Annotated in this window: 18 protein-coding genes and 1 tRNA gene; 5 read left to right on the top strand and 14 right to left on the bottom strand. The window is 39.1% G+C overall.

Annotated elements, in window-relative coordinates; translation table 11 throughout:
• Position 1 precedes the first annotated feature (1 nt).
• The 3 genes from AACU32_RS31410 to AACU32_RS31400 form a co-directional block, all read right to left on the bottom strand.
• Positions 2–826, bottom strand: a complete 825-nt coding sequence (locus AACU32_RS31410; protein WP_096605621.1) for a Tic22 family protein — start codon at positions 824–826, stop codon at positions 2–4.
• Positions 827–1,713: 887 nt separating this feature from the next.
• A tRNA-Pro gene (locus AACU32_RS31405) sits at positions 1,714–1,787 on the bottom strand.
• A 474-nt stretch (positions 1,788–2,261) separates the two neighbouring features.
• Positions 2,262–2,786, bottom strand: a complete 525-nt coding sequence (locus AACU32_RS31400) for a GNAT family N-acetyltransferase (RefSeq protein ID WP_096608257.1) — start codon at positions 2,784–2,786, stop codon at positions 2,262–2,264.
• Between the two features lie 365 nt (positions 2,787–3,151).
• Here AACU32_RS31400 and AACU32_RS31395 point away from each other — a divergent pair, with 365 nt between their 5' ends.
• Positions 3,152–3,871 (top strand): hypothetical protein, encoded by a 720-nt coding sequence (locus AACU32_RS31395; protein ID WP_096605619.1) that lies wholly within the window; start codon positions 3,152–3,154, stop codon positions 3,869–3,871.
• 163 nt (positions 3,872–4,034) lie between these two features.
• A complete protein-coding gene (locus AACU32_RS31390; protein WP_096605617.1) occupies positions 4,035–4,949 on the top strand; it encodes an alpha/beta fold hydrolase in 915 nt (304 codons plus the stop codon).
• Positions 4,950–5,062: 113 nt separating this feature from the next.
• Here the strand turns inward: AACU32_RS31390 and tsaD are convergent, their stop codons facing one another.
• Entirely contained in the window at positions 5,063–6,109 is a 1,047-nt protein-coding gene (gene tsaD / locus AACU32_RS31385) for a tRNA (adenosine(37)-N6)-threonylcarbamoyltransferase complex transferase subunit TsaD (protein WP_096605615.1), read from the bottom strand.
• A 271-nt stretch (positions 6,110–6,380) separates the two neighbouring features.
• On the opposite strand from tsaD, the gene AACU32_RS31380 reads away from it, so the two are divergent.
• The 3 genes from AACU32_RS31380 to AACU32_RS31370 all read left to right on the top strand — a co-directional run bounded on the left by AACU32_RS31380 (position 6,381) and on the right by AACU32_RS31370 (position 7,856).
• Complete coding sequence (locus AACU32_RS31380) at positions 6,381–6,875, top strand: Photosystem I reaction center subunit III (protein WP_096605613.1); 495 nt, start codon at positions 6,381–6,383, stop codon at positions 6,873–6,875.
• A gap of 43 nt (positions 6,876–6,918) precedes the next feature.
• Positions 6,919–7,068 carry a photosystem I reaction center subunit IX gene (psaJ, locus tag AACU32_RS31375; RefSeq protein WP_096605611.1) on the top strand — a complete coding sequence of 50 codons (150 nt, stop codon included), beginning with the start codon at positions 6,919–6,921 and terminating at the stop codon, positions 7,066–7,068.
• Between the two features lie 269 nt (positions 7,069–7,337).
• Positions 7,338–7,856 carry a photosystem I reaction center protein subunit XI gene (locus tag AACU32_RS31370; RefSeq protein WP_096605609.1) on the top strand — a complete coding sequence of 173 codons (519 nt, stop codon included), beginning with the start codon at positions 7,338–7,340 and terminating at the stop codon, positions 7,854–7,856.
• Positions 7,857–8,047: 191 nt separating this feature from the next.
• On the opposite strand, the gene gmk is transcribed toward AACU32_RS31370, so the two are convergent.
• The 10 genes from gmk to AACU32_RS31320 form a co-directional block, all read right to left on the bottom strand.
• Positions 8,048–8,647: a guanylate kinase gene (gene gmk, locus AACU32_RS31365; RefSeq protein WP_096605607.1), complete on the bottom strand. Its 600-nt coding sequence runs from the start codon at positions 8,645–8,647 to the stop codon at positions 8,048–8,050.
• 169 nt (positions 8,648–8,816) lie between these two features.
• Positions 8,817–9,083 (bottom strand): extracellular matrix/biofilm regulator RemA, encoded by a 267-nt coding sequence (remA, locus tag AACU32_RS31360; protein ID WP_086688026.1) that lies wholly within the window; start codon positions 9,081–9,083, stop codon positions 8,817–8,819.
• A 365-nt stretch (positions 9,084–9,448) separates the two neighbouring features.
• Positions 9,449–10,567, bottom strand: a complete 1,119-nt coding sequence (locus tag AACU32_RS31355; RefSeq protein WP_339378415.1) for a hypothetical protein — start codon at positions 10,565–10,567, stop codon at positions 9,449–9,451.
• Positions 10,568–10,605: 38 nt separating this feature from the next.
• Positions 10,606–11,748, bottom strand: a complete 1,143-nt coding sequence (locus AACU32_RS31350) for a coiled-coil domain-containing protein (protein WP_096605603.1) — start codon at positions 11,746–11,748, stop codon at positions 10,606–10,608.
• A gap of 496 nt (positions 11,749–12,244) precedes the next feature.
• Positions 12,245–13,606, bottom strand: coding sequence for a hypothetical protein (locus tag AACU32_RS31345; RefSeq protein ID WP_096605601.1), 1,362 nt, complete (start codon positions 13,604–13,606; stop codon positions 12,245–12,247).
• A gap of 86 nt (positions 13,607–13,692) precedes the next feature.
• Entirely contained in the window at positions 13,693–14,970 is a 1,278-nt protein-coding gene (locus AACU32_RS31340; protein WP_339378414.1) for a hypothetical protein, read from the bottom strand.
• A 183-nt stretch (positions 14,971–15,153) separates the two neighbouring features.
• Positions 15,154–16,521, bottom strand: a complete 1,368-nt coding sequence (locus AACU32_RS31335; protein ID WP_339378413.1) for a coiled-coil domain-containing protein — start codon at positions 16,519–16,521, stop codon at positions 15,154–15,156.
• A 179-nt stretch (positions 16,522–16,700) separates the two neighbouring features.
• On the bottom strand, positions 16,701–19,967 hold the full coding sequence (locus AACU32_RS31330; RefSeq protein WP_096605595.1) for a hypothetical protein: 3,267 nt from the start codon (positions 19,965–19,967) through the stop codon (positions 16,701–16,703).
• Positions 19,968–20,278: 311 nt separating this feature from the next.
• Entirely contained in the window at positions 20,279–21,799 is a 1,521-nt protein-coding gene (locus AACU32_RS31325) for a tubulin-like doman-containing protein (RefSeq protein WP_096605593.1), read from the bottom strand.
• 3 nt (positions 21,800–21,802) lie between these two features.
• A complete protein-coding gene (locus AACU32_RS31320) occupies positions 21,803–22,276 on the bottom strand; it encodes a hypothetical protein (protein WP_096605591.1) in 474 nt (157 codons plus the stop codon).
• Between the last annotated feature and the right edge of the window lie 253 nt (positions 22,277–22,529).

The raw sequence follows: 22,529 nt of genomic DNA, 5'->3' as shown, positions 1-22,529 counted from the left end.
CTTAACGTGGTTTGGGCTTTTGAGGTTGTGCATTGTTCTGATTGGGTTTAGGCGCATTATTATCCCTAGGCAATGTCTTAATATATTCTCTAGACTCTGGGGATGGCACTAAAACAACTTGATTCAGCCAAGGATCATTTTTATCCTGCAATGTTTTAATCACTCCGTCTACATCTATTACCTGAATATCCGCTTTGGGATATTTAGCCTTGACTTGGTTTAACAAACCCTGTGCATCTTGCCTACTTAAAAACAAAGGAATTAATTGCTGATTGTCAGAGGACAGTTTAATTGGTACATATCCTTGATCTGGGGCAAATCTCACCGCAAACACTGGCACACTCTTAAACTGATCTACTTTTTGACCGCTTTGACGCAGCAAGTCCATCGCCCCTTGTATTTCCTGATCTACAGGCTTAAAAGCAAATAAAAGGCGGTTGGGCTGATTTTTCGTTTGTTGCAATTGCTGATAAATAACTCCCAAAGGAACTGCTGTTACTTGCAGACTTTTAACAATTTCTTGGATTTTCGGGTCTTTTCCTTGGGTACTCCGCAGATCGTTGATAAATTTCTGGGCTTCTTGCCGACTGAGATAAACTCCTGTCACTGAGCCACCAGGTTTTTGCCCATTTTGATTTTCGGGCAGCGGACGACTAAGTGGTAGTCCTTTTTCATTTGTAACTAGATATACTGGCACTGAGTCTAATTTTTCTTTGATTTGCTGTTCTGACAATGCCAGCACTGGCAGATTACCAGCAAATACTGTCCCCAGCAGAGTACTACCAACTAAACCTAATGTTGCGCCCCAGCGAACCAATGATTTCATAACTACTCCTCGTGTCAACAATTCTATTCACTCAGACAAATAGTTGGGTTTACACAGCACCAACTTGTTTTAGTTATATAGCAATCCCTTAAAAATGTGAAAAATTCGTGGTGGCTATTGAATGTGCATAGACAACCTCAAGAAGTCATATTCACTCTTCATTTAGGATTGCTATAGTATCGCTTTGGCCATTGAGAGTGTTGAACTGGTATTTTTCTCAATGTTGATCTGGCTATTCTTGCTCTGCACTACAAAATGCACTAGATGCTTCTAATATGACGCTATCCAGTAGCGAAAAATTGCTCAAATTATTTCAGCGCTAAATACCATTTGATTGTCTTTACCCACCTATAAATGACGCCATTATATAGTGAATCGTTCCAATTGCCTTGAGTTTAATATCTGCCCAAATTTAAGTAACTGTATATAAAATTGAGGTTACCAATCATTAGCTGCTAGGGAACAAATTTGTCTATAGTAGCTTGCACAGTAGCTGAAGACCAGAAAGGCAAATTAAATTACTCCGAAAAAATATCTAATTTAACAGCACAGCTATTTACTAAAGAAAACTCCCACTTAACTATTTATTTTTTTTATTGGATATTAAAAAAACCATAGTTATAGTAATGATTCTACAGTGGGTATAACAGAAGGAGGAACTTGGATCTACCCATAAATGAGGTAATGGGCGTTTTTTCAGACAAAGGAAAAATTATCGCTCTTTGCTATTACAGCCAGACATATTTTGGCACAATTTTCCCATCAAGAGTCCCCAGTTTCTAGTGCTGAAGCGGCTTTACACCAAAGCTTTCAAGAAGCCAAGCTTTTCGCCATTTCCCCTAAACCAGGTTACTCCTGAGTTAAACTGATAGATTTTCAGATCAAAATCGGGATGACAGGATTTGAACCTGCGGCATCCTGCTCCCAAAGCAGGCGCGCTACCAAGCTGCGCTACATCCCGGCTAATTGCTCTACTCTCAGTGGTGCTATTTACTCTTAGACAAGGTGTTTGGAGTTTCGCCGCAACACATCAATTAGTAGTAGCTGAGTTAGCTTAACAAAGCAATATATTGACTATATCACAATAAGTAGATATTTTCTAACTTTTTTTGTGCGTCTCCTCATACGACAGAAATCACGCTTTAGATCAATAGTCCATAGTCAGTTGTCATTTGTGATTTCCCCGTCCTAAAGTCTCCCCTGTCTCCCTGGTCTCCCCGAAGTTCTGAGCGCCGGACGCCGGCGCTCAGACTTCTCTTCTTGTCCTCCTTGTCCCTTTTTCATACGTGGTGATGAAAATGTATTCATTCGGACTAGCTTGACTATCAAGGTAGTTGCTAGCTGATAAGCAAAATTTATATAACTAAATTTTTCAGTAACCTTTCGCTATGATAACTAAATTGTGGGTGGCAAGTTGTTTGATTTGCTCAAGGATTTAATGAGGATACCAGAACATGCCTTTTATGCCTTCTGGATCGGCCATAAAACCCATAGTCCGGTAGAAATCAACAACATGGGGATCGGCGAAGAGAGTAACATTGCTAATCTCTTCACTTCTAAGTTTTTTCAGAACGTATTTCATCAAGGCTTTACCCATCCCTTTACCTTGAAAGTCAGGGTGGACTACTACATCCCAGATCGTGGCATTGAAAGCGTGATCTGAAGTAGCACGGGCAAAACCAATTAGCCGCCTTTGGTTTCCTCGTACTTGCCACATCGAGGCTACGAGAAAACTATGCTCAATGGCTTTTTTAACTTTTCTCAACGGACGACGCGACCAACCGACAGCGTCACAGAGTTCTTCGAGTTCATACAAATCGATGTCTCGCTCTGTGCTAAAGACGATGCGATCGCTATTCGGGCTATTGCCCATAACGTCCGCGCTCATCTCTTCATAGGGAGATGTTCTGGTTGTCGCTGTAGATTCAGAAGTACTAAACCAAGTTTTCCAAAAACCCATGCCAACGTGGTTCGGGTAGTATAACTGAATTGGCTTCCACAAAATAAGGTGGAGATTCACGTCTGGTGGTAGCAGCCCCATCTACTGTCCCTCACACTAAAAATTTTTTGGTGTGTTTCGGGTTCTCGATGGCAACAGCCTCCTAAGGCGTGTTTCAGACCAATCATTTTCAACTTTAGCATTTTGTTGTAAAGGTAGGAGAAATTCACCAAAAGCGAAAAATAAAAGAGTGAATTGTAAATAGAGATTAGAAATTAGATATAGGGTATTAAGATCAGAAAACTCTTCCCCAGTTTCTTCTAATACCTAATCCCTAGGCCTGTCCAGTCCCCTGGTGACCAATCTCGCGAGTCTTACCCCCAAAGATGGCTTCTGGTTTAAAATCTTCAACTCTGGAACTCCTAAAACGCTTTAACCGAGCGTTTCCCCAGTTTTATGAACAGTTTGTTAGCAGTGAGATTCAACTGCAAAATTTACGACTAGCCTACCGTCTCTATAAAACTAGACGCGCTGTGATCGAGCTGAAACCGGAAGGTAGCAAAAGTGCCCTGCATTTTGCTTACCGTAATCAGTCTTTTCTCCTCAGCGATATTTTTGGTGTGCTGGCTGCGTATGGGCTGACTATCCACGGTCTAAGTCTATACGGTCAGATCCGCTCGCCAATGTTGGTGTTTATCAAACTGCTGGTATCTCGTGGTAGCAAAGCCTTGACTGAAAAAACCGCAGACAATGTCTGTCGGGCCATTCGCGAGGCTTTAGGAGGGCGGTTTGAGGTAGAAGAAATGCTGGCTGTAGAATTCAATCTTGATACTGGCTTAGAGCAAGTACAGACAGAATTCTATGTCGATCCAGTTTTTCATCTCCCAGCTTTAGTTATTGAAGCCGATAATCAACCGGGATTATTTTACAAAGTGATGTACGCCATCTGGCAAGAAGACTTGCTGGTAGTCAATGCCAACTTACTGGTTTGGCGCGGACGTACAAGGCTAATTCTCTACTTGTTGGGGCCAAATGAAAGTCTCATTCCAGAATATTTGGGTCACAAAATTGCTGAAGGAGTGCGACAGCGGTTACTAGGTAAATGAAGGATGAAGTATGAAGTATCAGGTATGTAGATGCAAAGCGGCTTGCCGAACGTGAGTGCGTCTTTGACACGAGAAGGCTAGGAAAAAAGTTTTTAGCCTTTAACCTTGGTGCTTTTGCAGTCCCTATTTAGTCGTACCCGCCCTTAAAGGTACGATATTAAATATGGCAACCATCGAAATCCTGGGCGTTCCACACGCATACGAACTAACGGCTCCCACCACCTCTTACCCCCATGCTTTAGTTTTTATTCACGGTTGGCTCAATAGCCGTGGATACTGGCAACCTGTAATTTCCCGTCTGTCAGTAGATTTCCAGTGCCTATCCTACGATTTACGAGGGTTTGGTGAATCTCAGTCTCAGCCAGATACCGAGTTAACTCGGGCAGAAGTTTCTGTAAGTCTGGCTGCTAATTCCACTAGTGCAGTTGACTCATCCTTTGATTCTTTGTATACGCCCGCTGCCTATGCTCAAGATTTAGCAATCCTCTTGCAACAGCTGCACATTACTAGTGCTTGGCTAATTGGTCACTCTTTAGGTGGCACGATCGCTCTTTGGGCAGCAGATCTGCTGCCTGATTGCGTTCAAGGCGTTATCTGTATTAATGCGGGTGGTGGCATTTATCTTAAAGAAGCTTTTGAGCAGTTCCGTTCTATGGGGCAGCGATTTTTACAAGTCCGTCCTCGCTGGTTATCTCAAATACCTTGGATTGATTTACTGTTTACCAGAGCTACCGTAGCGCGTCCCTTGGAGCGTTATTGGGCCCGTCAACGAGTGATCGATTTTGTTGTCGCCGATCCAGAAGCTGCCTTAGGAACTCTCTTAGATTCTACTACTGAAGAAGAAATCAACCGTTTACCTCAATTGGTCTCTCAACTCAAGCAACCAGTATATTTTTTGACAGGTACTCACGACAAGGTGATGGAACCTAAATATGTCCGTCATTTAGCTAGCTTTCATCGGCTATTCCAATACTGTGGTGACAATGTCATTGAAATTCCTGATTGTGGACACTTGGCAATGTTAGAGCAGCCAGATGCAGTTGCTAGTCATATCCAGTCAATAGTCAATGGTCAATAGTCATTGGGCATCCCTTCGACTTCGCTCAGGGCAAGTGGGCATTGGGCATTGGCACAAATGACAAATGACAACTGACAACTGACAACTGACAACTGACAACTGACAACTGACAACTAACCCGCTTGATACAACTTCATGACCTGGGTCAGGGATAGCCTAGATTCGACGCCCAGTGTCAAAGGAGATGTATGCCCTCGTGACAGATGGTCAGCTGCGGCACAGGCAATCATGGCAGCATTGTCAGTGCAAAATTTCAGGGGAGGGAAGAGGACTCGTAGGTGATGCTGGGTAGCGGCGGCTTGTAAATGTTTTCTCAATCCACTATTAGCGGCGACACCTCCACCCACCGCAATTGTCTTGAGACCATAATCTAGGGCACAAGCGATCGCTCTTTTAGTGAGCGATCGCGCTACTGTTTCTTGAAAGCTGGCTGCTACATCTGAATAGGGAATTTGGGCGTTATTTTTCTCTAGCTGTTGCACTAACCGCAGTACCGCTGTCTTTAACCCGCTAAAACTGCTGTCATAGCGATGATAACCCCCACCTGGTAAGGAAACTTTTCCTTCAGGCAAAGCAAAAGCTTGGGGATCGCCTGTTTGCGCTAGCTTATCGATAATCGGACCGCCGGGATAACCTAGCTTTAAGAGCCGAGCTATTTTATCAAAAGCTTCACCTGCCGCATCATCACGCGTTTCACCTAAGGTTTCGTAAATACCACAATCCTTGACATATATCAAGCTTGTATGTCCACCGGAAACTAGTAAGCTAAGAAAAGGGGGATCTAAACTTGGCTCGCTCAAGTAAGTTGCATAAATGTGTCCTTCGAGATGATGCACTCCCAAAAATGGTTTTTGTTGAATCATGGCCAAAGTTTTGGCAGCAGTTAACCCTACCAACAGTGCGCCTACGAGTCCAGGGGCACAGGTGGCTGCAATAGCGTCAATTTGTGACCAATTCATCTGGCTTTGTTCCAAAGCTTGTGCGATCGCCCAATTGATCGTTTCTAAGTGCTCGCGGGATGCTACCTCTGGCACTACCCCGCCATATTGCTGATGGATCGGGATTTGTGAAGCTATGATACTGCTACAAACTTGACGATTGTTAACAATTGCCACAGCAGTTTCATCACAGCTAGTTTCGATTGCTAAAACGGTTGTCATTGTCATTTGTCATTGGTCATTTGTCATTGGTCATTGGGTCGTTCTTATTTATCTCCCTTGTCCTCCTTGTCCTCCTGCCCCTCTGCCCCCTGCCCCCTCACTCCCCAATCCCCGATTTGAAGTTTGAGAAGCTTTAACTTTTATTTACTTAAACTTTACTCGGTTCCCAGGCAAGAGTATGATGACTTGCTAGTTATCTAAATAAAGACTGTACAAGCCGCTTCGTTTTGTACAAAAAACTTTTTGTTTTGTAATAAAAGGAAACAACTCCATGCGACGATTGTTTGCTTTGATTTTAGCGATTGGTCTTTGGTTCAATTTTGCCCCGCCCGCCCAGGCGCTGGGGGCTGATCTTGCACCATGCGCAGACACTCCCGCTTTTCAAGAGCTAGCAAAAAATGCCCGTAATACCACCGCTGACCCAGAATCTGGGAAAAAGCGGTTTGAGCGTTATTCTCAAGCGCTTTGTGGTCCTGAGGGCTATCCCCATTTGATTGTTGATGGTCGTCTTGACCGTGCAGGCGACTTCTTAATTCCCAGCATTCTCTTCCTGTACATTACTGGTTGGATTGGTTGGGTAGGTCGTGCTTATCTACAAGCAATCAAAAAGGGACCTGACACCGAACAAAAAGAAATCCAAATCGATCTGGCTTTGGCGCTACCAATTATGGCCACAGGCTTTGCTTGGCCTGCGGCGGCTGTCCAAGAATTACTCTCTGGTAAATTAACAGCCAAGGATACAGAAATCCCCATTTCCCCACGCTAATTCATCAGCATCGATCGATTAACTTGTTTTGGAGACTAAATTCATGGCAGACAAAGGCGACTCATCGTCATATTTGGTTAAATTTATTTCCACCGCACCTGTAGCAGCCACCATTTGGTTGACAATCACAGCTGGAATTTTGATTGAATTTAACCGCTTTTTCCCTGACTTACTTTTCCACCCACTGCCATAGGTAGAAGACGGTATTTTTATAACCTGAATATCTTGTCTTCTGTCTAATATTGTGTAGCTATATATTTTCGCCTATATAGGTGAAAATATAGCTAAAATACGCAGTACAAATAATTTGTTGAAGCTCTTACGCTCTTTACAGCGTAAGAGTTTCTTTTTTTCATTAACTAAATTAATTTTTCTAAACTTCTCTGACAAAAAGCACCTTTAGCTACAATTATTATTAATAGAAAACTGCCACAATTCTAAATTTAGAGGCGAACATAAAATATGGCGCAAGCAGTAGATGCATCCAAAAATCTTCCCAGCGATCCTCGAAATCGTGAAGTTGTTTTTCCCGCAGGGCGCGATCCTCAAACAGGCAACCTAGAAACCCCAATTAATTCTTCTCCCTTAGTGAAGTGGTTTATTGGTAACTTACCCGCCTATCGCCCTGGTCTTCTTCCTTTTAGACGCGGGCTAGAAGTTGGTATGGCTCATGGTTACTGGTTCTTTGGCCCCTTCGCCAAATTAGGTCCCCTGCGGAATACAAGTAGTGCTGACTTAGCTGGGTTACTGGGAGCAGTAGGCTTGGTTGTACTTCTGACCGCCGCTCTATCCTTGTATACCCACAGCAATCCTCCCAAAGCACTGTCTAGCGTTACCGCAGGTAATCCTCCAGATGCTTTTACTACCAATGAAGGCTGGAATAACTTTGCCAGTGCTTTCTTAATTGGTGGTATTGGTGGTGCAATAGTTGCTTACTTTTTGACTATCAATCTAGCACTCATTCAAGGTTTAGTGGGTTAACCAGTCCAACGATAATTCCCCACCTATACGAATTTTAGGTGGGCATAAAAAGCGCGTCTGCATAGGGGATTTGATTTACCCTATGCAGACGATTTCTGTGTCAGTCTATTTAGTCAGCCTAGGTGAAGTACCCACCAGCAAAACGGAGTACCGTTTATGTAGGGGACTTCCAGTTTCATCGTTAAAAAATATTATCCAAATAAATCCGCTTCTAGAGCTTTTAAAGTCGTTTCAAAATCGTCATTAACGATTTGAACATCGAATTCATCTGCTGCGGTAACTTCTTCTTGGGCGCGGCGCAAACGACGGGCAATAGCCGCTTCAGAATCCTGTGCGCGACCCCGAATCCGTTTTTCTAACTCATCAAAGGAAGGTGGCAAGATAAAAATGCTATGCGCACTAGGGAAAGAAGTGCGAATTTGTCTTGCCCCTTCCAGCTCAATTTCTAGTACAACCAATTTTCCAGACCCAACTTGGCTAAGCACAGCTTCCCGGGGTGTGCCGTAATAATTACCTGCAAATTCTGCCCACTCTAAAAATTCGCCTTGAGCAACTAATTGTTCAAACTTGCTACGGCTGACAAAGTAATAATGTTTGCCGTTAATTTCTCCTGGACGAGGAGAACGTGTCGTCATCGACACGGAATAATATAATTCCGGATGACGTTGCAACAACGCACGCAGTAAAGTGCCTTTGCCAACACCACTGGGACCCGTTAAAACAATCAGCCGACCGGAAGGCGGGCATTCTTTAGTAGTAGCACCACTCTGGATGGGTAGAACTTGCATCATCCGCTAAACCTGTGAATTAATCGATAGACCTGGATTTATTAGTCTAGTATCTGTTAGGTGTGTAACTCTTGACTAAGAAATTTGCCACACGGGTGACAAAAAAGTCGTCTAATTCACATGGTACTGCTGATATGGCGCAAATAGGGTAGGGCTGTTAGCCCAGCCCGACTCAATTATCTACCACTTGATGCTCCCGAGAAATGACAAAACGATTAGCTACAGTTTCCGGTTGAATCGCCGACAGAATTACGTGGCTGGAATCGGTGATAATTACAGCCCTCGTCCGACGACCATAAGTTGCGTCAATCAGTTGACCTCTGTCCCGTGCATCGGTAATGATCCGCTTAATCGGTGCAGACTCTGGACTGACAATAGCAACTACTCGATTAGCAGATACGATGTTGCCAAAACCTATATTGATTAATTGAATTTCCATAGAAAAACTGAGGCCAAACCTGGCGTGAGTAGTCAGTACACAATTATTTCCATGTTATCCTTAAAAAATACGAGTTACAACGCTTAAATGGAAGGAATCTTTAGTCTTTAAACAAAAATTGCTTTTTTTAGCGATTTATCAACTATTCTAGTGAAAATATTCCTTAGGATACATGTCAACTCAGCTTAATACAAGCTATGCATAATCACTGAGACACTTAATCCATTTATTCATTGGCCTTACGCAACTGGCACAATAAATAAAGATTAAGGTGGTTAAGACTCAATCGTCAATAGTCCATAGTCCACAGTATAGAATTTTGTGACCACTGACAATTGGCCAATGACCATTGACTATTGTCAAATTTAACCTGTAAATCCCAGTACCCCCCGCTCTACCAGTATCCACCGCTCTACAGAAGTCAGCAGTATCCCATTTTGTCCGGGAAACAGAGGAGATACTTTTGCAGGTTTAATTAATGTGAATGTATGAGAATGCTCATCTTGATAATTTTGGCATTCAAATAGAGGTTGGACTATTTCTAAAGTTTCCCGATTAATTATAATATTCAACTTAGGAAATAGGTAAATTGTTGGTTCCGCAGTGACTATCCAGTAATGACCTAAGCGAACTTGTACCAGTTGAATTTTATTTTCTGTTTTAATAAAAAACTCTCTATTAATGCTTTCTTCTGATTCACGAACTTCTATTACAGAATATATTGATGCAAATAAATTACGTTTTTGGTTATAGTCATTAACTAATAATATTTCTTCGGGCGATCGCAAACGCTCTTCTGGGTATATTGATATATTTTGAAATACAGAACTAGATGCTTCTAACTGACCTTTTGTATTGCTGTTATCAGCCGGATTTTCATCCAAATTTTTAATATCTACTACCTCTGAACCATCCAAAACAGTTGTAGTAAATTGCAATGCTCCTCTTTGAGCCAACATCCATTGTTGCCCATTTGATGTTAGTTCAACGATAGCGGGCTGATTCAGGATAAATTTGTTATATACATCAGGCTGGTATCCATGACACTGAAACAAAGATTCTATTGTTTGATAATTATACCGATCAATATTCAGATTACCTTTTGGTAAAAGATAGTAATCATCTTCTTGAGTAACTATAATCCAATAGTTAGCATTTCTTCTTTTTTCTAATAAAATTTTATGAAAATTTTGTTGAGACAAGCTATCTTCTGTCACTGATACTTTTATGACATAAGGAGTTAGCTGCTGGAAGTCACTATTATAAATTTCTACTAACTCATTTTGGGAAAAATTGACTTTGTTAATTGTCGGAATTTCCATAGCCTCAGTTACCTTTATTCCTGAGTCTATGACGGTGGGTTTATTTATCTTTCCCACAGAATTCTCTAGAAAAACCAATCTCCGCTCTAATTCACTAACCTTATCAAATATATAATTAAATTTTTGTAAAATTTCTTCAAAATCTTCTGGATTTAACATCATAAATAATGATTTTATCCTTAAAAAATTCCTATAAAAAATTAAAACTTAAGTACACCGAGTTCCTGAAGTTGCCATTTTCCCGATTCGTTCAGAAAAACAACTGCGGGCTTTATCAGGGTAAATGCATGAGATTTTTCGGGTAAATAATCAATACATTGAAATAAGACTTGAACTCTTGATAAATTAAATGGATTGATTTTTAAATCGCTTTTAGGTACTAAATAATTTTGCTGACTTAATATTAGTATCCAATATTTTCCTCTACCTTTACGGACTTTTTCAATAACTACTGGCTGATTATTACCAAGACGACGTTGAATCATACTCTCTTCGGTTTCTGAAACTTCCAAAGCCAATTCTGAGAAAGAATCTGGGTTATGATTATAAGCCGACAACCAAGATAACTGTGGTGAACCGTCAGCTTGGTTAAAAGATACTTCTTGAGTTGGAGTTGTAGATATTTGAAAATCTTTGTTAACAGGTGGTAATTTTTTTTGTTGATTTGATGTTAAATAAATTTTGATGTCTTTTAACTCAGTCTCTAGCTTATTAAGCTGAGTGCTAAATTGCATCTGCATTCTATTTAATAGAGAGTGAGTTTCTTGGGCAGCTTGCTGAATTTGCTTGTTAAATTCTTGTTTTTGTGATTGAATCTGTTCAGTTAATTGTTTGAATTGAGACTGCAATTGATAAGGCTCTTGAGATAATTGTTCTAACTGAAACTGAAGTTTATTATTTTCTTCATTTAAGCATTCAATTTCTGCTTGTAATTTAGATAATTCCGAAGTTTTACTAAAATTTAAAAATTCTAATTTTCCTGGTTTTTCAAGCTTCCACTTCAGAGAATCGGGTGTAGGATCAACTTGGGCTGGCTGTATGAGGGAGAACTTTTTGGCTGTTTCGGGTTGATATTCATCGCAATTAAATAATAATTTGAGCGTTTCATACTTAAATATATCTATTTTGAGATTAGCTTTTGGTAAAAGCCAGTAATTACTATCTTCTGTAACTATTACCCAATAATTCCCATTCCTGGTAGTTTCTAAAAAAATTTGCGGATTATTTTGAATGATAATATCGTCTTCCGTAAGCGACACTTTGATAGCTTTTCTTGAAAGCACATGAGGTCTATAATTATAAATTTCTATTAACTCTGAAAGATTTATATTAAAATGCTCCATCCTCACAACCTGGTTATATAAATAATATATAGTAGTCCGGTTTGATATTTGAAAAAATGATTTATTCTTAAAGCTGAGGTTTACAAGCCTCTCTCATCGCAGAAGAGTGGTTTCGAGTCTACTTATTGACTTGACAAACATCCTCTCAGGCAATGCCCAACCTACCTGTATTTCAAAAATCAAATAAGATTCCTATATTTTAATAAATCTTTAATAAAAATAAAAAATGTTAATATTTGATTTATTGCTTTTACTTAATTTAAAGTAATAAAAATTAAAACTCGAATTTTAGTACACCACGTTCTTGAAGCTGCCATTTTTCACCTTCTATAGGAAAAAATTTGGCTGGCTTCACGAGTGTAAATTTTTGCCAATTTTCTAATCAGTAAGGTTTCAGATACCCGACTTCTTTAAGAAGTCGGGTATCTTGTTGTTGACGAATTATTTAGAATTACTATGGATTAATTTATATTTTTTATAAGATAATGTTGATTTATTAAAATTTTAGCACGCCGTAATCAACAATTTCCCAAGTTTGTTGAGAACTTGGGGTAACTTGTGCTGGTTTAACCAGTACGAAATTACTGGAAATACCTGGTTGATAGCCTTGACATTCAAATAAAGATTCAACTGTTTTATAGTTGTATTCATTTATCTTGATATTTCCTTTGGGAACAAGATAATCTATGCCTTCTTTATGGATTATCCAATAACTACCTTTGCCTTTACTGACTTTTTCGAGAATTGCTGTTTGATGACTACCTAAACGACGTTGATTAATGCTTTCCTCGGTTTCGGAAACTTCTGTAGCATATTTAGATAAGGAATTGCGATTTTGATTATAAATTGTTATTAATTCAGTAACAGATGCATTATTAATTATTTTAGTAATAGACTTGTTGTTAGGTGCTGCTGGAGTATTAGCAGGATTTTCTGTAGCAGACTTAGATGGATTTATTTTTGTTTTTGATTTAGATTCAGGTTCTTGTTTAATAGGTTGTGCGGTATAATTCTGGTAATTTTCACTGGGAGTGTAAGTAGACTCTTGTACTTCGGGACTTGGAAAACTACTTTGCGTTTCATTGGAGCCTTTATTACGTATTTTTTGATACGAAATTACTCCCAGCAATCCTATACATATACCAGCAACGAATGCGGCTGTAACAGATAAGTTATATTTCCAATAAAAAGTCTTTATTTCGGTTTTTAATTGTTGATTTTCAGTTTCTAAATTAGCTGGATTTTGATTATTATTAATATTGGCATTGTTCTGACTAACTTTTTTCAATTCCTCAATATTAGCAGCTAATTTTCGATTTCGCTCATTGAAAAAATTTTGCATAGCTGTTTGAGTTTTTGTCCCAAATTTGCCTAAATTTCTTTTAACTGAAGGATCTTGGGTAAGTCCAAGAAAATTTTGGATTTGGGCGACATTTTTAACTGTTAAACCGTTAGCTAAGGGTTCAACAATTCCTGATATTTCATTGAGAGTAGTGTTGATGTTATTAAGTGTATCTTCCAAGCTAGATTTTTTTTGAGCCAGCAAATTATCGTTAGCTTGACGCAGTTGTTTTAGCTTGTCATTTGGTGTTTTAACATCTACAGAATTTTTATCTTTATTGTTTTTAACTACTTCCTGAAGTTCGTTAATTAAGGTCTTAATAGATTGCTCAAATTCATTATACGCCTGAGTTAGTTCTTTAATGTCTGGAGCATCAGATTCTGATTTCTGCTGGCTGACAACATATGAGCTATGATTGATTTCATCAGCACGAGTGATTAAAGCTTGACAGTCTACTAATAGACATGGCACTATTAATAAAGGTAGTAGTGATTTTAAGATTTTTACCTTTTTCATAATCAAACTATAATGGTTTTACCTAAGATCAAGGGTTGTGCCAATTCAAATCAATCTACTAGCATATTGCTGATGATATACCTAGATTAAAATTGCAGTACACCACGTTCTTGAAGCTGCCATTTTTGTTCGGGTTCAATAGGAAAAACTATTGCTGGTTTCACGAGCAAAAACTTATGATAATTTTCAGGAGAATATCCAATAAATTTAAATAATTCTTCTACTGTTGGCATATTAAACTGATTAATTTTTAAATCTCCTTTAGGTAATAAGTAATATCCACTTTTTACAGTTAGTAGGCAATAATTTCCTCTACCCTTGCGGACTTTTTCAATAATTACTGCTTGATTAGTAGTACGACGACGTTGATTAATACTTTCTTCTGTTTCTGATACTTCCACAGCAAATTCCGAGAAAAATTCTGGGTTTTGATTATAAGCTAACACCCAAGGGAACTGGGACTCAGCAGAATGTTGGCTAGAAGATACTTCTGGAGATTGAATCGCTGGTTGTTGGATTATTTGATATGTCGGTTTTTCGGTGTTTTCATCTCGCGGAATATTCTCTTCTAGTACATTTTCGTGAGGGCTATTGGTAAGATTTTTATTTGTTGCTTCTACTAATGCTGCTATTATTTTGTTAGCTATACTATCACTCAATTGTTGGTCAAGCTGAGAAAGTACTTCTACTGAAATAGTTTGGCTCCAATTTGGTATTTGAGCTTGAAAAAGCAATCGCTCCTCTTGAAAAATTTTACTCAAATCCTCTTTTGTCAAGTACTGGAGTTGTGATTGTTCTTGATTTGATTGTTGAGACTGAGGTTGTTGCTCCTCTTTTGGTTGTTTTGCTGCTAGATTTATGAAAGGATTTTGATTACTCTGGATTTGCTGTACAGAATTTGTTGTTCCTGGTTTTGATTTTAATAAATTACTAGTAATTAACAGATCGAAACTGCTGCTGAACTCTCCCATATTTTTGTTCCATTCGCTTATCTTGCTTACAAGTTTTGACTTAGGGTCATTTAATCTTTGTTGGTCGGCGTATTCAACAACAATATGTTGTGGAAGCTGCTTGCGTAGTTGATCCAAGCCTTCAGCCAAGTCAGCTTTGTCTTTCTCTATTTTTTGTAACTTAAAATATTTTTCCTTAGCCCATTTCAGCACTTGTTCCTTTTTGAGTCCATCAAATGCAGAAAGAAGACGCGTTACAGGAAAGTCACACTCAGGACAATACTCTTGATTTGTATGGTTTGGGTTTCCACAAACTGGACATATGTATGACGACATAAGTATTATTGCTCTTCTAGAAATTCTGCAATCGCCTGATTGCTCATCAGTATAAATTTCTTTGAGTTTGTGCTGCAAGTAATTTAGAAAACTTATGATAAGGCCTACTAACCCAAATAACTGTCAGCACCTAACATAATTTGACATCAAATCCAAACCAGGAATGGAGTTGAGGATTTTTGACTGACATATTGCACTATTTTCAATAATTTCAGGGTGCAATACTGCTCGGTTGAGAATATTCGTATGTTATGAAAATATCTAGGCTTCAAATTCTAACATACCCAGTTTTTCAAGCCGCCATTTTTCAGATTCTATAGGAAAAACAATCGCTGGTTGGACGAGTGTAAATTTCTGAAAGTTTTCGGGAGAATCTCCAGTACATTGAAATAATGCTTCTATTGTTGGTAAATTATATTGATTAATCTTTAAACCTCCTTTAGGGACTAAATAATGTTCATTTGTCTCAGTTATTAGCCAATAATTTCCTCTACCCTTGCGGACTTTTTCAATAATTACTGCTTGATTACCAAGACGGCGTTGATTAATACTTTCTTCTGTCTCTGAAACTTCCAGTGCGGATGTTGAAAAATAATCTGGATTCTGATTATACTGTGATACCAATGGTAACTGTGGCAAAGCAGAAGATTGACTGGGAAATGTTGCTTGAGGTTGAAGTGCTGATGTTTGAGGGATTTCGTACCCACAATCTTTGATGTTTTCGCTAGTTGCAATATTAGTTGAGGTAATTTTTTCCGGAGTTTGTAAAGCTAAATTTTTAATTTCTTTTAATAAATCAGCGTTTAAAGAACTCACTTTTTCACTAAAGCGTTGCTCAAGTAGTGGAAATAGTTGCGAAACATACTGGTTCCAATTTTGTAGTTCAGCTTGAAAAGGCGATCGCTCGTCAGTTGTATGATTAACCTGGGGCTGAAGTTGCGAAACAATTTTCCTCAATTCTTTTATAATAGACTGAAGCTCCAATTGTTCTTGATTTGATTTGGCTGGCTGAATTGGTGATTCCTGATTTTGCGCCTCTGCTGCTGTCTGTATTTGTTCTCTCTCCCGATGTTCTAAAGAAAACTTATTTGTTGTTAACGAAATTACTAACGATCTGAAATCTCCTTGAAATTTTCTGATCTTTGCATTCCTCTTATCTAATTGAGTTCTTTGAGATTTATCTACTATCTCAATATCATGAATTGTCTCTGGTAGTTCATTCGTTAATTGTTCTAACTTACGCACAAGATTTTTATAATCTTGATTAATTACATCTATCTTATGGTGAAGAGATGATATCTCTTGTTGCATTTGGTTATTCAGAGATATCATCTGGTGGTGTTCGTTATTTTCTTCTTGATCTGCAAACCGATCTAAACCTTCATCTGTCACTTGATTTGTGGTTGATGAAGACTGAAAACCATCTAATTGTTTTTTTAATTGCAAATGTTCAGCATATAATTCATTCCCCCAGCTTTCAGCCGCCTTTTGGAAATTTTCTAACTCTTTTACTACTAAAGTTGGGTTGAACTGAGCTTTATAATGCATTACAGGAAAGCGACAATTAGAGCAAATTTGCTGATTTGTATCTGAAGGGTTTCCACAAACTGGACATATGTATGACGACATAAGTATTATTGCTCTCCTAGAAATTCTGCGATCGCCTGATAGCTGGTCAGTATAGATTTCTTTGAGCTGTGCTGCAAGTAATTGAGAAAAATATGATATGGCTTACTATCTCAAATAACTGTCAGCACATAACATAATTCAACCTCAAATCCAAACGCGCTATGGATTTGAGGATTTTTTTACTTAGACCATTTATCGGCCCACTGCTTACCTAAAACCTTCAAAAGCGCTTTCAAACCTAGTATATAGGGCGGTTCTAGACGAATTTCATCTGATTTACCCCTGATTTTGAGTAACACATTTGTCAATTCGCGGTTGGTTTCACGCCATAATTTGTCATTGCTTTGCGGATCTGGACTTCTTTTATATCCTTCTAACGGTTTGATTCCTTCAATCTCAAGTTCCCTTAAAGTCATATGGAAGTCATAAAGAAACTGTGGTAATATTTCCAATTTGGGAATTTTAAATTGCTCAATTCCATCTTCTTCGTCTAACAGTTCCAAGCGCTGATTCCAGTTCATTTCTCTACCATTAATTTCCGAATATTCTCCAGCAATTAATGGATCTTTGGCTTTTTTCTTCAATCCTTGCAGCTTAGTTTGATTCAGCACTAAACCGCAAGCAACTTCATCTTTGAGATTTTGACTTAATTGTGTAGGTACTTCCGTATCTTCAAAGCCCGAAGCTTTACTTAAAATTCGGCTGAGTAATTCATTGATTTCCGAGTAGCGATCAAATCTTCCACCTTCAGCTAGCCAGTGTAAAAATCTCCCGCCATTACCGCCTATATAAACAGGGGTAATTTCATCCCGGCTATATTTGCCTTCTGCGTGCAGAATTTTTAATAAAATACCTACATAATAGTACAATCCCGCTGTGCCAATTGCTGTCAGTTGGATCAATCCTTGAAAATCTGGTTGATCGGCGATATATTCGCGTTTATTATTTAGCCAATTATCGCCTTCCAATCGCAACCACACATCTAGCTTGGGATTAAATGCAGTACCTTTTAGTCCTTTGACTTCAGCAGCAGCAATCCCAAATCTGGTTTCCATAAACTTAGGATTGAGTTCTAAAAATTGCGAAAATAAATCTCGTCCGGCGAACAGCACCGAACATTGATGAACGAGATTTTCTTCTTCCCAAATTGAGATGTCAGAAGTTCCGCCGCCGACATCAATACAGGTAGTATTAACTAGGTCGTGTCCTTCTTGATCTGCAAAATATTGTGCTACTGCTAAACTTTCCGAACGGAAATAATCGGCATTATCTATTTGTGGTGATTTATGGATAATTCCTGTTTTTGCTTGTAATTCTTTGGTTAAATCTTGCCATGTTTTAGCATATCTATTTCTGTCACCACGAGAAAATGCTGAAGGGAAAGATAATGACCACTGAATTTCTTTAACACGGTTCTTAGCTGCTAAGGCGGAAATGTGTAAAGCTAGGTGCTTGAGAAACAGTTGATTGTAACTCAAGTTTTGTGATTCTTCCCATTTGAGATTGGTTTTAATCCAGTCTTCTTGGGGCTTAAATCGGTTGCGATCTGGTACATAGATTCGACCATCAAAAATCGGTTGCCATTTTTCTTGACTGGCTCCAGAGTTACCTCTAATGGTGAGTACACTAGATAGAGGTAATGGCTTTTCTACGGGAATAAAATTCTCAGGGATGAAGTATTCATACAACAGAGGTAACCGAGTCTCTGGGTTAAATTCTGTAATTTTGAGATGTAAATTCTCTAGTTTTAATGGTTCGGCTACATCAGTTCTATTCACATAAACATTGGTAAAAGAAGTGCCGAAATCTACACCAACTGTCCAGGAACTCCTCAGATCAATTTCATCTGGAGCTTTGAGTAACATTAAACCAAGGAGTTTTCTGTCTTTCCCTTGACAAATAATAACGGATGGGAATTGTTCTAAATAAGCCATTTGGTAGGAACCCCTACCATCTTTGAAAATATGTGGTTGTTTGGCTTCTGGTAGAAAGACTTGAAAAGTATCATTTTCGTGTTCACCATCGTAATAGAAGGCATAATATGTTTTCCAGCCTTTGGCACGAAAATTAGGCCAAACTTCTAAAACAGGCACTTCTGCTAAAGCGTTCTCTTCTTTAAGGGGATAATCTTTAGATATGCGATAATTAGCAGGTGGATTGCCATCGTTTAAACCTGCTAGAGGTAAATCTAAAATTACCCTGACTTGAGGTCCCTCATCACCATTAAATGGTTGGAATTGAACCCGGCGATTTATATCTTCTGGTGTTAAATACTCTAGCAGTTTGGGATTGAGGGGAATTAGGGGTGTAATTCGTTCACCCTCAAAGATTAAAGGTACAGTTTCCTTGGGGAGATAAGCGCCTGGTAAAGCTTCTTCTTGATTAATAAAAGTGAATTCTGGTAAGAATAAATCTTTAGATTCAATCCATTGCACAGTTTGCCAAACAAGTTTTTTAGTCCGCAAATCTTCTATGTTTAAAGATGCTAGGGTTTTACCTCCATGTACCCATATATGTTGTGGTGATTCATTCCAGGCTTTGGCAATTTCTGGATCGATAATTAGTAAGTCAGGTAATAGACCTTTTTCGGGACTGGGAATTAAACGGACATTAGAAGATTTTTCCTGTGCTTTGACAGGTTTATTTAATGCGTTGAGTACACCGCGATTGAGGGGTACGCCAAAAAATTGGGGATCTGCTGTTAAACTTAAGGCTGGTTGAGTATCTGCATTTAATTCGCTGCGGAATTGATCGATCAATCCCCCAATCATGTTAATAGCTTGTTTCTTACCTTGATAGTTACCTAACTCTTTGCGGAGATTTTCTAACCAGCGCCACAAAAGTGATTTTTCTGTACTATTGATATGGCGAATTGGGGATTGTAATCTGCCATCTTCCCACCAAGGTAATCCTATCCATTTGCCTTCCTCTGAGGGACAAACTAAGGTACTAGGTGTGGTGATACCTACTGGTTTGCCATCCCATAAAAATATATAAATATCTTCCCAAGGATGTTTATTTTCTAATGTATAAAGACTATTACTATCACTCGGTAAAAGTTCGGATAAAGAACGGGCAAATTCTTCGTGTCGGAAATCTCGCAGTTGCAGTAACTGTGCTGTGATGGGAAAACCCCGGACTTCCGCCAGAGCGATCGCGGTTAACATCCCCCGCCATTGCTCGATCATTTGATCGCGGATGGGGTATTTACCATTATGTAGCGCCATTTCCATAGACAGAGGACGCGCCCACATTGTCGGTACGGAACTAACGCTTTTAACTGCTCTAGGGGCTTTATACTCTAAACTAGAGGCTACATCTTGAAAGACTTTGTTTTTTTGCGCTTGCCATTTTCCTGATTCATCAATTGGTTTGACATCAGAATCTGGCTTTAATGTGGGGAGAAAAAAATGCAACTGCTTTTTACTTGGTTGTGCGTTCGTCATAGGGGCTAGGGGCTAGAGGGGCTAGGGGTGTTGAAGTTTTGTAAAATAGGTTTGTGCCAAAACGCAAAGCGACTTGTCGTAGACATCGCGGAGTTACTGAAAACCTTTCTTTCTTCTCTGTGCGTCCTCTGCGTCTTCTCTGCGAGACGCTACGCGTTCACGTAGTGTCTCGTAGAGAAGGCGGTTCGTTAAAAAATTGACTTTGTTCGCAAAGTTTTAGCCTTAACTAAACTGAAAAGTTTGCAGCGCCGACTTTTGGCTATCTAACTTTTCGCTTTATAAATAGAACAATTTCATCCTTCATCCTTCAGTTAAAGCCGACAAAGCATGTATAAAGCCTTAGCTAGTCCTGCTGTACCTTGATTGGGTGGATTAAGAACTCTGGGTTCAGATATTAGGGATACGTGTAATCTCTGCACTGTGTCTTGGTTTTTTTTACCTTCATCTCGACTATCACTTTTGATCAGCTGAGAAAATTCTTCTTGCTTGAGTTGTCCTTCGGGATTGCTAAAAGAATTAGCTGTAAACAGATTCACTGCATCACCTTGACATTGATGCAATTCATGCAACCAGCGGAGATAATCCTGACACCAAGAATTGACAATTCTCACAGCTTCCTGTTCTTTAGGATCGGCAAAGTCGGGTAATTCTTCGCCTTTTTTGTCAAAAATCTTGCCTAGCATTCCTGGGTTAGGACGGTAAAATCGACTAAACCAATTAATGTATCTTTGCGCCCAATCAACTCCTTTATCTTTAGCACTAGTTAACTCCACAGCAGTGTTGGATAGCCAAGCATAGGCGAAGCGTGTAGCATTCACCAAGGCTGATTTAATTACATTTTCTTCGGGAATATCGCTCCAATTTAGTTGTTTTTCTCCTTCTCTTCCAATTAACACTACTGTTCCAGTTGGCGGAGAATTGAATAAAAATTGTCTGGCGGCGGTGGCTGCATATAATTCGAGAAAGTGTGAGTGATTGCGTTGAGTTTTTTTGCCAATACTGAATTTAACTGGTGTGGAGTTGGAATTACCCAACAGATACACTGTGTCGAAAATTTCTTGGGCTTGACTTTCGTAGTATCGGAGTGCAGCTTCTGTGTTGAGCAAGAATAAATCAGATTGGGCATAAACAGCATTTGGATCTTCTCCGGTAGGCGCTGAGAAGTTAAAATAAGGCAGAACAAATAAACATGCAATTTTGACGCGATCGCGGACACTAATTTTTCTCAATTTATTAGCAATTAACCTGCCAATAGTTGGTAAGCCGGAAGCGCCTGTACCGCCAAAAATTGAACCGCACAGAAAAATCTTTACTGGCTTACCAGCACCAACATCACTTTGAATTTGATTAATTATGCTCCGCCAAGGTTCTTGATCTAGAGTATCTAAATCTACTTGACTCATAATCGCCGAACCAATAGCCGGTCTACCGCGAAAACCTACATCTAATTCAACTTCTCGTTCTTCTTGTGTGTATAAAACATCAAAAAGATTACCCAATGTCTGATAATTTTGCTTGAGGTTGTTGTAACCAAAAAATGAGCCAAGATTTTTATTAATAGCTTTTTCGCTAAACGGCGACCAGACTTCAAAGGCTTCAATTGGTGTTTTCATCCAAGGAGACTGCTGTTTATCTCCTGCTAGTAATTTGCAGCATCTTTGATAAATATTGAGACTAGAGTTAGCACGTTCTAAATTACCATTACTTTCATCTGCATCGATAAACAAAAGTTTAATCGGTTCGTCTGTAAATAAACCTACAGCAGCCAGATGTATTACAGATTCCATGCATTTAGCACCTGTACCGCCAATGCCAATAATATAAAGTGACATGATCTATTTCCTAAATAGACGCCGGATTAAAAATGCACCAGGAGGAACAAACTGTAAACTTCCTGGAGAACTAGTTGCGGTGGTAAACCAATAAAGAAACAAAATATCGATGACAAAAAAGGTGGTTAATGATAAAAGTGCTTGATTGTCTCCCTTAAAAAAGCCGATCGCAATACAAACACCGATCACCGGTAATAGTAAAATTAGCCACCAAACCAAAGACCATTGTTGCACATCATGTCCGCCTTTAGATGGTGCTTTAGCAGCCATCCAATACCATGTAATTGTCGAAAGAACAGCAACAATAAATACAATACTTGCCCCTACCATGTAAGATTGACTGAGCCACTCCTCAATAGGCCGTTGCATACGGACAAAAGGAAATTTACTCCTGTAAATCCACGGTTGAACCAAAAACATTACAACCCAACCTATGAGGCTAAAAATAATGATGCGAATTACCTCACTCGCTCTCATGGGTCCTCCCGAATAATTCCGAGCGCAGTTTTATTTCAGTATTCTTATTATGGACTATTATAAACATTTGACACAGTGAGCTTTATTTGTAAAGTAATAATAATTACGCTTTATTTAGAGAATTTAAATTTTGGCAATAAAAGTAAAATATGGTACCAGCCCAACACCCAAGCCTGATGCGTCTAAGCCGACTAAAGCAAGGAAAAATTAACTGCGGTCAATAGATGTTAAAGTACGTAAATGGTGTAGTTTA

The sequence above is a fragment of the Calothrix sp. NIES-2100 genome, from assembly GCF_963875285.1.
GTDB lineage: Bacteria > Cyanobacteriota > Cyanobacteriia > Cyanobacteriales > Nostocaceae > Aulosira.
The sequence above is the reverse complement of the archived record's forward strand: the minus strand, read 5'-3'. Positions and strand labels throughout refer to the sequence as shown.